The sequence below is a fragment of the Kitasatospora sp. NPDC059088 genome (genome assembly GCF_042738155.1).
Taxonomy (GTDB): domain Bacteria; phylum Actinomycetota; class Actinomycetes; order Streptomycetales; family Streptomycetaceae; genus Kitasatospora.
This window is the reverse complement of the sequence record NZ_JBHYGR010000190.1, coordinates 1-14,398: the sequence shown is the minus strand read 5'-3', so window position 1 is coordinate 14,398 and position 14,398 is coordinate 1. Positions and strand designations below refer to the sequence as shown.

At 74.2% G+C, this 14,398-nt stretch carries 4 protein-coding genes and 1 pseudogene; 4 read left to right on the top strand and 1 reads right to left on the bottom strand.

Annotated features, from left to right (window positions below; translation table 11 throughout):
* Positions 1-36 precede the first annotated feature (36 nt).
* Positions 37-7,602 (bottom strand): LamG-like jellyroll fold domain-containing protein, encoded by a 7,566-nt coding sequence (locus ACFWXO_RS42135; RefSeq protein WP_380531728.1) that lies wholly within the window; start codon positions 7,600-7,602, stop codon positions 37-39.
* 709 nt (positions 7,603-8,311) lie between these two features.
* Here ACFWXO_RS42135 and ACFWXO_RS42130 point away from each other — a divergent pair.
* From ACFWXO_RS42130 to ACFWXO_RS42115, 4 genes and pseudogenes are all read left to right on the top strand, one after another.
* The gene (locus ACFWXO_RS42130; protein ID WP_380531725.1) at positions 8,312-11,014 is read left to right on the top strand and encodes an aldehyde dehydrogenase family protein; all 2,703 of its coding nucleotides are present in this window, start codon (positions 8,312-8,314) and stop codon (positions 11,012-11,014) included.
* 5 nt (positions 11,015-11,019) lie between these two features.
* A complete protein-coding gene (locus tag ACFWXO_RS42125) occupies positions 11,020-12,714 on the top strand; it encodes a thiamine pyrophosphate-binding protein (protein ID WP_380531722.1) in 1,695 nt (564 codons plus the stop codon).
* Entirely contained in the window at positions 12,711-13,988 is a 1,278-nt protein-coding gene (gene fabF / locus ACFWXO_RS42120; protein WP_380531719.1) for a beta-ketoacyl-ACP synthase II, read from the top strand. Before ACFWXO_RS42125 ends, fabF begins: the two co-directional genes overlap by 4 nt.
* A 9-nt stretch (positions 13,989-13,997) precedes the next feature.
* Positions 13,998-14,398, top strand: a pseudogene (locus ACFWXO_RS42115) (hypothetical protein); the annotation flags it as partial.

Below are 14,398 nucleotides of genomic sequence, written 5' to 3'. Positions count from 1 at the left end.
GGACGGGACTGTCCCGTCCCGGGGGACCGCCCGGGCTCAGGCGTCCACGCCGTAGTACTGGGCGAGGAAGCCGATCACGTCGGCGGCGTGCGGAAGCAGCTCCGGCAACTCCCGGGCCAGCGTCGCCCGGGTGGCCTCGGCCAGTTCGGGCAGGCCGGTGGCGGCGGACTTCACGTAGGGGTCGAGGCGGCGGACGAGTTCGTAGTTGCTCTCCACGTCCAGCTGCCGCATCGCCTTCTCCAGCGGGGGCGCGTCGGCCGGCGGGATGTCGGGCAGGACCCTGCTGACGAAGGTGACCCGGTGCAGCACCCGCCAGCACGGCGGCTTGCGGTCCGCCTGGCGCGCCTGGCGCAGCGCCGCCGCGTTGGGGTCGTTGCCGTTCTCCAGCCAGACCGGGTCGACGACCTTGTGGAAGAAGCTGTCGAAGTGCTCGCTGTCCTCGCCGAGGTAGAAGCTGAGGAAGCGGTAGGCGTCCACCTTGCCGGGCACCTTGACGGGGTTCCCGTCCCGGTCGAAGACCGGGTTGCGGTCGGTGTCGTAGCTCTGGAGGTTGCTGCTGGGGGCGACCTCCACCTCCAGTCCGAAGGAGCGGGTGGCCTCCTTGCCGCGGGCCCGGGTGGCGGTCATCCCGCCGCCGACGGAGGCGTCGAGCTGGGCGCCGATGCCGATGCCCGCGACCTGGAAGGAGGTGCCGATGGAGGTGCCGACCGAGCCGGAGAGCGAGTACGAGCCGGCCGTGGTCTCACTGACCACGTCGGTGGTCTCGGTGGTCTCGGCGAAGAAGCCGCCGGCGGCCGTCCAGACGTAGGTGTTGACCAGGTCCCGGCGGGAGAAGCCCTGCCCGGTGGCGCTGTCGGCGCTCTCCCGGCCGCGGGCCGGGGCGGCGTCCGCGCCGATCGCGCCGCCGAGCACCCGGCCGGCCTTCTGGGCGAGCGGGTCGGGGGCGTGGGTCTCGGTGGAGACGCTGTCGTAGTAGCTGTGCAGGCGCTGCTGGTCGCGCTGGATGCGGCGCTTGAGCGCGTACGCCTCGCGGGGCTTGAAGTAGCTGTACTCGCCCCGTTCCCGGCCGCCCCGGTAGTCGGGGTCGGCGACCTTGCCGCGTTCGTCGAAGCCGACGGTGCCGTCCAGGGTGCCCTGCTTGGTGTAGCGGGGGTTGATCGGGAACGGGACGACGTTCCAGTCCTTGGGGATGTCGGGGTTGGGCTGGATGCGGTAGGCGACCAGCGCGCCGCTGTGCGCCAGGCGCAGCGCGAAGACGTCGGCGGTCTGCGACTGCACGACGGCGAAGCCGGTGTTGGCCGGCACGTACCTGCGCCCGGCGGTGGGGTTGAGCAGTCGGCCCGGGTCCTCCCAGTGGCCGGTGAGCGAGACCTTGGTGGTCCGGGCGGTGTTCTCGCCCTGGGAGACGGAGGTGTCCTCGGCCCAGCTGTTGGAGAACTCCAGGTTGCCCCGCACGCTCGCCGAGACCCCGCCCTTGGCGATGGACTTGGCGATGCCGAATCCCAGCGGCGCGGTGATCATCCAGACGTCGACGTCCACCTCGTTGGAGAGCGCGAAGCCGAAGGCGGCGTCCACGCTGCGCTCCTTGGCGGAGGACAGCGAGCGGACGACCTGTTCGGCCTCGGTGAGCTTGACCGTGGAGGCGCCCTCGAAGGTGTCGCTGCCCGGGTCGGTCAGGCCCGCGGTGAGGTTCTCCGAGGGGATCGGCGGGGCGCCCTCGACGTAGCCGATCAGCTGGGGGTCGAACTGGACCTGGCTGACCCACTCGCTGACCAGCTCGCCGACCTTGTAGCCGGTGACCAGGTGCCAGCGGCCGTCCTGGAGGTAGCTGTAGGCGCGCTTGAGGACGCCGAAGGCCTCACCGCGCGAGCCGTACTGCATGTCGGCGTACTCGGCGACCGCCGGGGCGGCCGAGACGCTCTGGTGGAACGCGTTGCGCAGGCCGGCCAGGGCGGAGCGGACCTGGGCGGCGTCGTTGGAGACCGGGGCGGTGGAGAGCACGGTGCGCGGGCGGGTGGCCTCCGGGCCGAACTCCAGGTGGTTGCCGCGCAGGCCCTCGTCGCGGACCTGGGCGGTGCCCGCCTCGGTGGAGTCCCGGTCGAACGGCCAGTAGGCGACCAGGTCCTCCTTCTCACCCTTGAGCCGGGTGAACAGGTTGTCCAGCAGCTGTTCGTGGGTGCGGGCGGTGCGCCAGATCCGCACCTCCTCCAGCACGCCTTCGAAGGCCTCGACGGGCTTGCCCCGCTTGAGCACCGCGCCCAGGGTCAGCTGCGCGTCACCGGCGGGGGCGAAGGCGGCGGTGTCGGGCAGGCCCTGGGTGTCGGCCGGGTCGCAGGCCACGGCGACGCCGTTGCGGTGCAGCCGGAAGACGCTCCCGCGCGGGTCGGGGTTGCGGACCCACCGGGCGCCGCGCAGCCGCGCCGGGTGCGAGCCGGTGGCGTCGGCGGCCGTGCTGCCCGCGTTCTCCTCGAAGCGCCAGTGCGCGACCAGGCCGCGGTCCCGGGCGGTGACGGCGCTGCCGAGCCGGGCGGCGTCCCGGGCGGCGCCCCAGATCCGGACCTCGGCGAGCACCCCGGCCAGCTGCTGGACGGTGGCGCCCTCGCGGGCCCGGCCGAGCTCCAGCGGCGCGTCGTTGCCGCGCGGCCCGGCCCCCTCGTAGCGGCCGGCACCGATCTCCCGGCCGTCCAGGTGGAAGCGGATGTCCTGCCACTCGCGCACGGCCAGCGACTCCACCAGCTCGACGCTCTGGGTCACCGGCTTGCCGTCGGCGCCGGTCGCGGTGATCTGCCTGGTGCCCTTCTGCTCCTGCATCGAGCGGCCGCCCTTGCGGACCACGGCGATGCGGTGGAACTGCCCGGCCTTCACGCCCTCGGTGGAGGTGAAGCGCACGGCCCGGCCGTCGGGCTCCTCGAAGGCGAACTCCAGCCGCCCGTCCGGGAGGACGGCCAGCCGGTAGGGCACGCTGCCGCCGACGCCGTCGGCGGTGCGGCCCTTGGAGAGCAGGCCCTGGGTCTCGCCGAGGCGGTCGACGCGGGCGAACACCTCCAGCGTCAGGTCGTCGGCGATGTCCAGCGCGTCGTCGTCCGGGACGTCGAGATAGGCGTCGCCGGTCAACTCGACCGCCCAGGACTGCTGGTAGGCCAGGGCGAGGTGGCTCCACTCGCGCAGCGGGAAGGCATCCCGGCTGACCACGCGGCGGTCGCCGACGTACCCGACGACCCGGTGGCCGCCGTCGGCGATCGGCGAGCGGGCCGGGACGGGCTTCGGCATGCCGCGCAGTTCGGCGTGCCGGTTGTTCCCGGAGCGGTCGGTCAGGACGGCCTGCGCACCGGGTTCGGGCGCCGAGTACGTCCAGTAGCCGAGCAGCCCCGCCTCATTGCCGCTCAGCCGCCGCCCCTGGCCGGCCCGCAGCTCCTCGCCGCCGCGTGCCTTGGACCAGAGCCGCACCTCGTCCAGCCGGACGGCGGCGAACTCGGTGGGCCAGCACAGCACGGTGCCCAGCGAGAGCCGGCCCTGCCCTCGGTACGGGGCGTCGGCGGTGCGCCGGGCGATCTCCTGCCCGTCCAGGTAGATCACCTGCTGGCGGGTCTCCCGCTGGAACACGCAGGCCCAGTGGTGCCACTTGGTGTCGGAGAACCGCTTGGTGGTGTCCAGGTCGTCGCCGTAGAAGGCGAACGTGAAGAAGCCGTTCTTGCGGAAGCCGATGTGCAGGCTCTCGTTGGCGCGCCCCTCGGCACCGCTGTGCCCGAGCACCATGTGCGGCCGGCTGTCGACCTTGGTGCGCTGGGCCCAGAACTCCACCGTGAAGTCGCCGTCGCCGAAGCCGAAGGCGTCGGGCACCACGGCGGCGTCGTCCGTGCCGTCGAAGACCAGTCCGGAGGTCGCCTGGGTGCCGAGCAGGCCGAGGCCGTACGGGGTGTCCCCGGCGTTGGCGTGCAGCAGCCGCACCGGGCCCTCGACCCGCTCCGGGTTGACCCAGGTCTCCAGGGTGAGGTCGCCCGGGGTCGCCGCCCGGGGCAGCTGCCCGGCGGGCAGGGCCAGGAAGCGGCCCTTGCCGTCGAAGGCGTAGGCCCGGCCCGGCATGTCGGCCCGCCAGCGCCCGCCGTGGCCGCGCGCCAGGCCGTCCGCACTGCCCAGGGGCAGTTCGGCCAGGCCCCCGGGGTCGACGGTGATCAGCCGGGAGCCCTCGGCGAGGGTGCTGCCGGGCTGCGAGGACTCGGACCAGCGGTGGTCGTAGCGCACCCGCTGCACGCTCATCCCGGGCTTCAGCAGGGCCGGCTCCGCACCCGCGCCGAGGCGCAGCGACTTCGACCCGGCGGGGTGGCTGCCCTCGAAGCGGAAGCCGTGGCCGCCGACGGTCACGAAGCCGGGGCCGGCCAGCGGGGCGAGGGTGCCCTCGGTGAACTGCACCACGTCGCCGTCGATCCGCAGGACCGAGCCGATCGTGACGGGCTGCTCGGCCGCGCCGTTGACCACGGCGGCGAAGTCCTCGGCCCGGCGGGGCAGGTGCGACCACTTCTCGGTCTGCCCGCCGTGCCGGATGGTGAGGGTGACCTGCGTCGGGCCGTCCCCGGCCTCAACGGTGATCCCGGTCCCGGTGAGGTCGGTGCCCGCGTCCCGCGCCGTGAAGGAGACCGTCCGCGCGCCGGCGGCCAGCTGCCGGGAGGAGCGCAGCACCTGGCTGTCGTAGTAGGCGGCGAAGAACTGGCCGTTGGAGCCCCGGAAGTAGAGCACGACGTTGCCGGTGGCGCTGTCCAGCAGGAAAGGGCGGTCGGCGGCGCGGGCGAAGCCCAGCAGCGCGCCGGAGCCGCTCAGGCCGGTGCGGTCGACGGTGAGCTGCGGCACCGGCAGGGCGATGTCGTCGGATCCGCGCACGCCGCCGGTGAGTCGGCCCAGTTCCTCCTGCTTGGCGGCGAGAGCGGCCTGCTGGGCGGTCAGGGCGCGGCGCTGCTGGGCGAGCCGGTCCTGCTTGGTGCCGAGGAGCTCCAGGCGCTCGGTGAGCTCGGAGATCTGCCGGCTGAGCCGGTCGGTGGTGGGGTTGGACTTCAGCGAGTTGTCGATCCGCTCCAGGATGAGGACGCCCTCGCCGGAGTCCTTCGCCGTCGCGTAGTCGTACTGGACGATGCGGTCGCCCTGGCTGTCCCGGGCTGCGATCAGCTGGTGGCTGTGCCGGGCCACCAGGCTGTAGCCGTTCCAGCCGTCGAGCGCGAAGTGGGTGGCGGCGTTGTCGGCCTCCCGGCGGTACTGGATCAGGGGGATGTCGTTGCCGGTCCGCCGGTTGTCGACATTCATGTCGAGTCCGGAGTTGACGTTCTTGACGAAGCAGCAGGCGAAGCCGTTGATCGTGGTGCCGGTCGGCTCGAAGGTCCAGACCGTGGACGCGGCCTGCCGGTCGGCGGTGCGCACCAGCGGGGCGACGCTGTCCTTGCGGTCGCCCTGCACCGCGAGGTACTGGTCCTTGCCGTCCTTCTGCAGCTTGAAGCGCAGCCGGTAGCGCCAGTAGGAGTAGTCGCTCTCCAACTCGGCGCGCACCTCGGCGCGTTGGCGCTCGACGTCGGGGATCTCGGCGGTCTCCAGCTGGAGTCGGGTGATCTCGGCCTCGGTGGCGGCGACGTCCCGGGCCAGCTTCGCCACCTGGGCGTCCACCTCCCCGGCCGCGTCGACCGTCCCGCTGGACTCCGGCGCGGCCAGCACCGGCAGCGCCAGCTCCTCCGGCACCTGGGCCAGCCGGCCGTCCCGGCCCACGCCGAGGTCCACGGTGGCGACGTAGGCCTCGTCGGTGGCCCGGCCGGTCACCGGGTCGGGCCCGCCGGTGGTGCAGGCGAGCAGCACCCTGGCCTGGCGCTTGACCGGCTTGGACGCCTGGTCGTAGCCGGCGGGCGCGGCCTCCTGCTGGTGGTGCAGCAGCGCGGACAGGCCGGAGACCACCCGGCGCCCGGTGAAGGCGAAGCTGCTGCGGCTCACCCCGGAGTCCTCGCCGACGGGGGCGTCCGAGGTGACCCAGGCTGGGCCGCCGCTCAGCGCGGCGTGCCGGGCGTGGTCGGTCTGGTCGTGCAGGGTGGTGCCGGAGCCCTCGTCGAAGCGGTAGTAGACGGCCAGCCCGGGTTCGTTGCCGATCAGCCGGCGGCCGCGGTCGGCGGCGATCTCCGCGCCGCCGCGCGGGCGGAGCCAGATCCGCACCTCGTCCAGCTCTCCGCGGCCGAAGGAGCGGGCACCGCGTCCCAGGGTGAGGCCGCCGAGGCCGGCGTACGGCATGTCCGTGGTGCGGCGGCCGACTTCGACGCCGTCGCGGTAGACGACCTGCTCGCGGGTGTCCCGGGTGAAGACGCAGGCCCAGTGGTGCCAGTCGGTGTCGGTGGTGCGCTGCGGGATGTCCAGGTCGTCGTGGAAGAAGGCGAAGGTGAAGGTGTCGTCCGGGCGGAAGCCGATGTGCAAGGTGCGCAGCCGGACGCCGCTGGAGGCGCCGTGGCCGATCAGGAAGTCCTCACGGCCGCCGGTGGCGGTGCGCCGGGCCCAGAACTCCACGGTGAAGTCGGAGTCGGCCAGGTCGAGGGCGCTGCTCGGCAGTTCGGCCAGGTCGTCGACGCCGTCGAAGCGCAGCGCCGTCCCCGCCCGGCCGCCCCCGTCCTCGGCGGGGACCAGCGGACGGCCGGTGAACGGGCAGGTGCCGGGCGCGCTCTCGTAGACGGCGTTCCGGTGGCGCGGGTCGGGGCTGGTCCAGGCCTGGGTGCCCCGGGTGTCGAAGAGGCCGTCCCGGCTGCGTTGGACGCTGAAGGCGTCGATCCGGCCGGTGGCGTCGTTGTGGGCGAAGACCTGCCAGCGCTCCCGGCCGTGCACGGCGGTGGGTACCAGCAGGGCGGCGAAGCGGCCCTCGGAGAGGTTGCGGACGAAGGACAGCTCCTGGGTCGGCTCGACGAACGGCCGCCCCTCCATGTCCTGGGTGCCGAGGCTGTCCTTGGCGGAGTCCGGGCGGCCCTTGTGCCGGCTCCGGCGGTAGCGGACCTCCAGCACCGGCTTCAACTCGCCGCCGGCCAGCACGAAGCGGTCGCACAGCAGGGTCGCGTCGACCACCGCGACCTTGCGCCCGCCCTCCGTGGCCAGGTAGTCCGTGCGGGCGGGGTCGCCGGAGGAGCCGGTGCCGTCGGCGAGCCGGAACACCGCGTCCGGGTGGTCGGCCCGCACCGACTGGCGCAGCACGTAGACGTGGGTGCCGTCGGAGACGACGTGGAAGGGGGCGGCGGCGCCGAGCCGGGCGGTGCTGGACAGGAACCGGTCCAGCTCCTGCTCCTCCAGCCGCTCCGCCGCGTCCGCCTCCACCCGGCCTCCGCGCTTGACCACCGGCATCCGCACCGAGCCCGCCACCGCGTAGCCGACCCGGGCCACCTCGGCCGGGAAGCGCAGCGTCAGCGGGTCCTCCGACCAGTAGGCCGCGTCGGCCTCGCCCTTCGCCTCGTCGTGCCGGGACAGGTCCAGGACGCTGTAGACGAGGCGCCGTTGGTCGTCCATCGCGAACGCGACCGTGCTCCCCTGGTGCCGCACCGTCGTCGTGTGCACGTAGGCCCGGTCGCCGTAGACCTTCGCCAAGTGCTGCTGCTCCGTCAAGCCGCCACCTCACGTCCGGTGGCCGTAGGGCTACCGACGGCCACGCGATCACCACAGAACGCGTCCACGCTTTCACTGAATGTGACGATCGATCAAGTCACTTTCCCGCCGCCGCACCCCGGCGATCCGGCCACCCGCCGACCCCCACGCCCGCGGCACCGTCCGCCCCCACCCCGGGCGCCACGCGCGAACCGGAGTCCGCAGAACCGGCTGCGACCGGGGCCGAAGTGGGGAAGACCCGTCCCCCACGGCTGGTCGGGCGCCTGGGCACCAGGCCCCTGGCGGCCTCGGCGCACGCGGCGGCGCTGCGTGCGGCCGGACTGGTGGCGACCACCCGGCGGGGACGCACCGTGCGACACACCCTCACCCCGCTCGGCGCCGACCCTCTCGACGCCAACCCCGGCCGACGCGCGCCCTATTGCCCGCCGAACTTGCGCCGCTCGTCCGAGTGGACGGTCCCCGCCGACAGCCCGGCCCTGACCCCAGACCCGAGACCGGGTCGGAACCCTGTCGAACGCGTGGCGAAGAATCCGGAAAAGGGAAATGACTGGAATCATTCCCACGCTGGAGAATCGAATCTCCACATATCCCTTTCGTCACTCGGGTATTCAGATTCCCCGTACATGCCACGGGTTTCAGAGTAGCCCTCGACACCGTTCTCCGGGTATGCGATAGTCGCTTTCGACCACCTGGTACCGAGGAGCACGAGTTGCCCATTTCCAGGCGTTTGATATCGCCCGAGGGGCGCATCTGGGAGACCGAGGAAATCCTGGCCCGGGTATTCGGTGCCACCGAACTCCTCGCCCACAGAAATGTCCGGCCCGGTTCGCGGGTGATGCTGAGCGGGGCCAATTCGCCGGAATGGGTCGTCGTGCTGCTCGCGCTCGTCCACCTCGACGCCTCGGTAGTGCTGGCCGATCACCGGGCCACCCCCGCCCAGCGGGCCCGGATCCGGCAGCTGGCCCGGGTGGTGCTCGACCTCGGCGACGGCGCGGTCGAGGCGGCGGCGCCGCGGAGCGGTGCGGCGACGGCGACGGCGGCCGAGCCCGATCCCGCGGGCTGGGCCCGGCGGCGGGATGCCGCGATCTCGTGGTCCTCGGGCACGACGGGCAGCCCCAAGGGCATCGTGCGCTCCGGCCGGTCGATCCTGGACAACCTCGCGCTCAGCGCGGACCGCATGGGCTACCGGCCCGACGACGTCTTCCTGCCCGTGCTGCCGTACTCGCACCAGTACGGTCTCTCGCTGGTGCTCTGCTGGTGGCTGGGCGGGGGCACGCTGGTGGTCTACGGGCCGAGCACCCGTCTGGACCACGCGCTCGCGGTCGGCCTGGAGCACGGCCTCACCGTCGTGGACGCGGCCCCGTCGACCTACTACAGCCTGCTCAACCTGCTCGACCGCCGCCCCGCGCTGGTGGGCGCGCTGGGGACGGTACGGGCCTGGTGCGTGGGCGGCGCGCCGCTGGGCCGCAGCCTGGCGGCCCGCTTCCACGCCCGTACGGGCCGGCACCTGCTCGACGGCTACGGGGCGACGGAGCTGGGGAACGTCGCGCTGGCGCCGCCCGCCGATCCGGTCGGCTGCGGCACCCCGCTGCCGGGGGTGGTCGTCGAGGTCCACGACGACCACGGCAAGCCGCTCCCCTGCGGTCGGCTCGGCGAGCTCGTGGTCCGCAGCGCGGGCCTGATGACGGGTCTGCTCGGCGAGGACGGCGAGATCGTCCCGGTCCCGGGTGCGGTGCACCGCACCGGGGACATCGGGCTGCTCGACGACGCCGGCCGGGTCTTCCCGATCGGGCGCAAGCACGCCGTGCACCGGGAGGGGCACACGCTCTACCCCGACCACCTCGCCGAGCGGGCCGGGGCGGCCGGGGCGCGGACGGAGGTCGTCGCCGTGCCCGACGCCCGCCTGGGCTGCCGCCTGGTGTTCGTGGTCGAGGACCCGGACGGCCACCAACCCGCCCACTGGAAAGGGCTGTTGCGTCCGCTGCTGGCCCGCTACGAGCAGCCCGACCAGGTCGTGGTGCTTCCCTCGCTGCCGCTGACCAACACGGGAAAGCCCGACCGGGCCGTTCTGGAGAAGATCGCCATGACCTCGCTGCCCGCGTCGCACCGGACGACCGCCGACACCACGGCCCCGCCCACCACCCCGGACGACTACCGCATCCCCTTCCCCGACCGGGTCGACGCGCTGCGCGCGGTACGCCGGTACGTGGCCGACCACGAGGACGCGGTGCTGCGGATCCTCACCGAGGTCTCGCCCCACCGCACCGCCGCCACCGAGATCCGCTCCTTCCTCGCCGCCCTCGACGGCGCGGAGCAGGAGGTCCGCCGCGTCCGGCCCGGCCACGTGCCCCGGGCGGCGGTCTTCACGCCCTCCAACATCCCGCTCTATTCCTATGCGCTCTACATGCTGGTGGCGTCCCTCTACAGCGAGAGAATAACCTTCCGACCGTCCTCCGAAATCCGGGGCCAGATGCAGCGCCTGCACGATCTGCTGGCACCGGTCCACGGCCTGCCGATCACCCTTTCCGGGCTCAGCCAGCGCAAGTTCGTGACGGGACCGGTGCGGGAGGCCGACCTGATCGTCTTCACCGGTGACTACGCCAATGCCGAGACCATTCGGGAAGGCCTGGCGGAGGACCAGCTGTTCCTCTTCTTCGGCCACGGCATCAACCCCTTCGTGATCGCGCCCGACGCCGATCTCGCACTCGCCGTGCACGACGTCATGCGGATCCGGCTCTACAATTCGGGCCAGGACTGCTTCGGTCCCGACGTCGTGTTCGCCCCGAAGGGCCGCACCGAGGAGTTCGTCGACCGGCTGTCCGCCGAGCTCGCGTCCCTGCGCTTCGGTCCGAACGGCGACCCGGCCGCCGACTACGGCCCGCTCTTCTACGACTCGGCGCTGATCGACTGCTCGGACTACCTGGTGCGGCACGCCCGCCGCATCCGGCACGGCGGGCTCATCGACCTGCCGTCCCGCAAGGTCGAACCGACCGTGCTGCTCTGGGGTTTCGACGACAAGCTCCCGCTGGAGGAGATGTTCGCCCCGGTGTTCAACGTGGTGGCCTACCCCAGCGCGAGGCTGCTGCGCGAACGGCTGGCGAGCCCCTACTTCGGCGAGCGCGCACTGGGCGCGATGGTGTACGGGAACGATCCGGCGACGGTGGAGGTCCTGACCAGGCGTCACCGCACCTGCGTCAACCACACCCTGCTCGACGCCGAGGACGGCAACCGTCCGTTCGGCGGCTTCGGGCTGCGCGCCAACTACCTCTCCTACGGCGGCGAACGGCGCGCCGAGCCGCTGCTGATGTCGCAGGCCGTGGCGCGGGTCCTCCCGACGGCCGTCCCCGCCCCGGCCGTCCCCACTCAAGCCGTCCCCGCCCCAGCGGCCCCCGTCACGGCGGTCGGGGAGTGAGCCGGGTGGACCGGCGGCACCCGGACGCCTGGTCGGCGATCGTCGAGCTGCTGGTGGCGCACGGGGTGGACACCTGCTTCGGACTGCCCGGCGACGACCTGGAGCTGCTGCGCGCCCTCGACGCCGCCGGCCTGGACCTCGTCCCGTGCCGCGACCAGCGCAACGCGATGTACATGGCCACCGGGTACGCGCTGCAGTCGGGTCGGCTCGCGGTCTGCGCGCTGGGCAAGGGCCCGGCCGTCACCCACGCGGCCACCGGGCTGCTGGAGGCGCGCGAGTCCGGCGCGCCCGTGCTGGTGCTCGCCGCCGGCACGCCCGAACGCCGCCGGGGCAGTGGCGGGTTCCAGGAACTCGACCAGGTCGCCGTGACGGCGCCGCTGGTCCGCTGGGCGCACCGGGTGGGGCACCCGGACCGGGTCGTCCCCGCGACGGTGACGGCCCTGACCCGGGCCGTGGGGCCGCCGGCCGGGCCGGTGTACCTGGAGGTACCCGACGACGTCCGCACGGCCGAGGTGCTCGTCCCCGGAGCGCGGCCGAGCCTGCCGGAACCGCTGTTCGACGCCGAGCCGCTCCCCCGGACGGCGCCGGGCCCGGCCCTGGCGGCACTGCGCGCGAGCCGGCGTCCGGTGCTGCTGGTGGGCGGCGGGATGCGGCACCGCAACGGCGGCGGCGCGGTCGAGCGCTTCGCCGACCGCCTCGGCGCGGCGCTGTTCACCACCGCCTCCGGCCGGGGCGCCGTGGACGAGCACCACCCGCTGTTCTGCGGCGTGGCGGGCCTCTACGCCGGGCGCCCCGCAAGGGAGTTGTGGGCCTCCTGCGACCTGGTGGTGTCGCTCGCCGGCCGGCTGGAGGAGACGGTCGTCGAGGGCGGGGAGCCGTGGCCGCCGGTCCCGGTGGTCCAGGTCAATCTGGATCCGGCCGGGCTGTCGGCGGAGTTCCCGGGCCCGCGCGTGCTCGGCGACGCCCGGCATGCCGTGCTCGGCTGGACCCGGGCACTGGAGCAGGACGGCGGGGTCGGGCGCGCGGAGGCCGTCGGCCTCTGGGCGGACGACATCGCCGCCGCCCGCAAGGCCCTGGAGCTGGACGCGGCGGCCGAGTTGGCGCGGGCGGCGACCCTGCCAGGAATCCGCGTGGCCGAGCTGCTCGCCGCGCTCGACGCCACCGCCGACGGGCCCCGCGTGCTGGTCCAGGAGAACGGGCTGCAGGACATGTGGTCCTACGGCTTCCCCTTCCGGGTCGGCGGCGGGTCCGTGGTGCCCTCGGAGCAGACCCCGCTGGGCTTCGGCGCGGCCGCGGCCATCGGGGTCAAGCGGGCCGCCCCGGACCACGAGGTCACCGCGTTCGTCGGGGACGGCGCCTTCCTCGCGGCCCGCGCGGACATCGCCGCCACCGCCCGCAGCCACGGCGGCGTGCTGTACGTGGTGCTGTGCAACGGCGGCTACGGCTGGCTGGACGCCCAGCGCGCCCGCCTCGGCCTCGACGCCGAACACCATGCCTTCACCCGCCCGGGCTCGCCGCCGCCCGCCGTGGACGGGCCGGACGTCCACTGCCGGGTGCTGCGCGACAAGGCCGCGCTCACCGCCGAACTCCGCACCGCACGCCGGTTCTGCGCCCGGGGCGGCACCGCCGTGCTCCTGGTGCCGGTCTCCCCCGACGACGTCCTCCCGGCCGTCCGCGACGCCGGGGCGGTGCCCCAATGACCGGCACCGGAGCGCGGGTTGACGCCGGGTACGGCCGGTACCGGCGCCGGGTGGTCGTCACCGGGTACGGGGCGGTGACCCCGCTCGGCCACAGCGCCGGGGAGACCTGGACGGCGATGCTGGCCGGGCGCAGCGGCATCGCCGCCGTGGACGCGATCGACGTGACCGGTCTGGACGTCCGGATCGGCGGGCAGGTCCGCGGCTTCGTACCCGACCGTTACATGCCGCCGGCGGTCCGCCGTCGCACCGACCCGTACGCCCAGTACGCCCTGGCCGCGGCGCTGGAGGCGTGCGGGCACGCCGGGCTGGTCGTCGACGACGGCCTGGCGCCGAGGGTCGCCGTGGTCATCGGCAGCGGCTACGGCCCGGTCGGGTCGATCTACCGGGCCGCCGACACCCTGCGCGCCCGGGGGCCGCGGGCGATCAGCCCGTTCGCCCAGGTCACGACCGCCATGGACAGCGCCGCCGGGGAGATCAGCATGCGCATCGGGGCCTGGGGACCGAGCCGGGCCCAGAGCACGGCGTGCGCCAGCGGCGCGGACGCGGTCGGCGCCGGGATGCGCATGATCGCCACCGGCGAGGCCGACGTCGTGCTGGCCGGCGGCGCGGACGCCTGTGTCACCGCCGTCGACCTCGCGGGCAGCGGCAACGCCCGCGCGCTGTCCCGGCGCAACGACGACCCGACGGCGGCCTGCCGGCCGTTCGACGCGCACCGGGACGGGTTCGTGATGAGCGAGGGAGCGGCCGTTCTGGTCCTGGAGGCCGCCGGGACGGCCGAGCGTCGGGGCGCCACGGCGCTGGCCGAACTCGCGGGCTACGGGGCGAGTTCGGACGCCCACCACTGGACCGCGCCCCACCCGCAGGGGCGGGGCGCGTGCCTCGCCGTCGAGGCGGCGCTGCGCGACGCGGGGATCACCGGGGCGGACGTGGACTACGTCAACGCGCACGGCACCGGAACGCTGCTGAACGACGCCACCGAGACGGCGGTGCTGCGCCGGGTGCTGGGCGAGCGGGTCACCCGGATCCCGGTCAGCTCCACCAAGTCGATGACCGGGCACATGATCGGTGCCGCCGGGGCCGTCGAGCTGGTGGCGTCGATCCAGGTCCTGCGCACGGGCGACGTCCCGCCCACCGTCAACTGCGACGAGCCGATCGACCCGGAGATCAACTTCGTGCCGCACCGGGCGCAGCACCACGAGCGCCTGCGGATCGCGCTCAGCAACTCCTTCGGTTTCGGGGGCCACAATGCCGCCCTCGTGGTCCGAGCGGTCTGAGGGCCGGCCGTGCACCGCCGTCCGGAGACCGCCACCGCCGGCACCGCGACCGGCGCCGGCACCGTCACCCGCAGCGGGCCGCTGACCTGGGTCCAGGAGTGGCACTGGTTCGAGCGCACCGTGCCCCCGGCGCGGCGGGTGAACCCGACGCCGCTCGCCGACCACTGCCACGTCCCGCCGTCGGCCTCCCTCGCCGACGTCCACGCGGCGCTCGCCGCCCTGACCGCCCGGCACGAGGCGCTGCGCACCACCGTCGATCCGCTGTGCCCGGTCCAGCACGTGCACCGCGCGCACTGGGCGCCGCTGCCGGGGGGGCCCGGGGGCGGGCCGGTGGGAGTCGCCGCCCCGCTGGTGGGCGCGCGCCCCGCCCGCGCCGCCCGCCCCGGGGCGCCCCGGCCCCGCGCGCCCGG

Excerpts from the sequence above, each read along its gene's own strand:
- fabF (WP_380531719.1), top strand. The coding sequence starts at position 12,711 with ATGACCGGCACCGGAGCGCGGGTTGACGCCGGGTACGGCCGGTACCGG.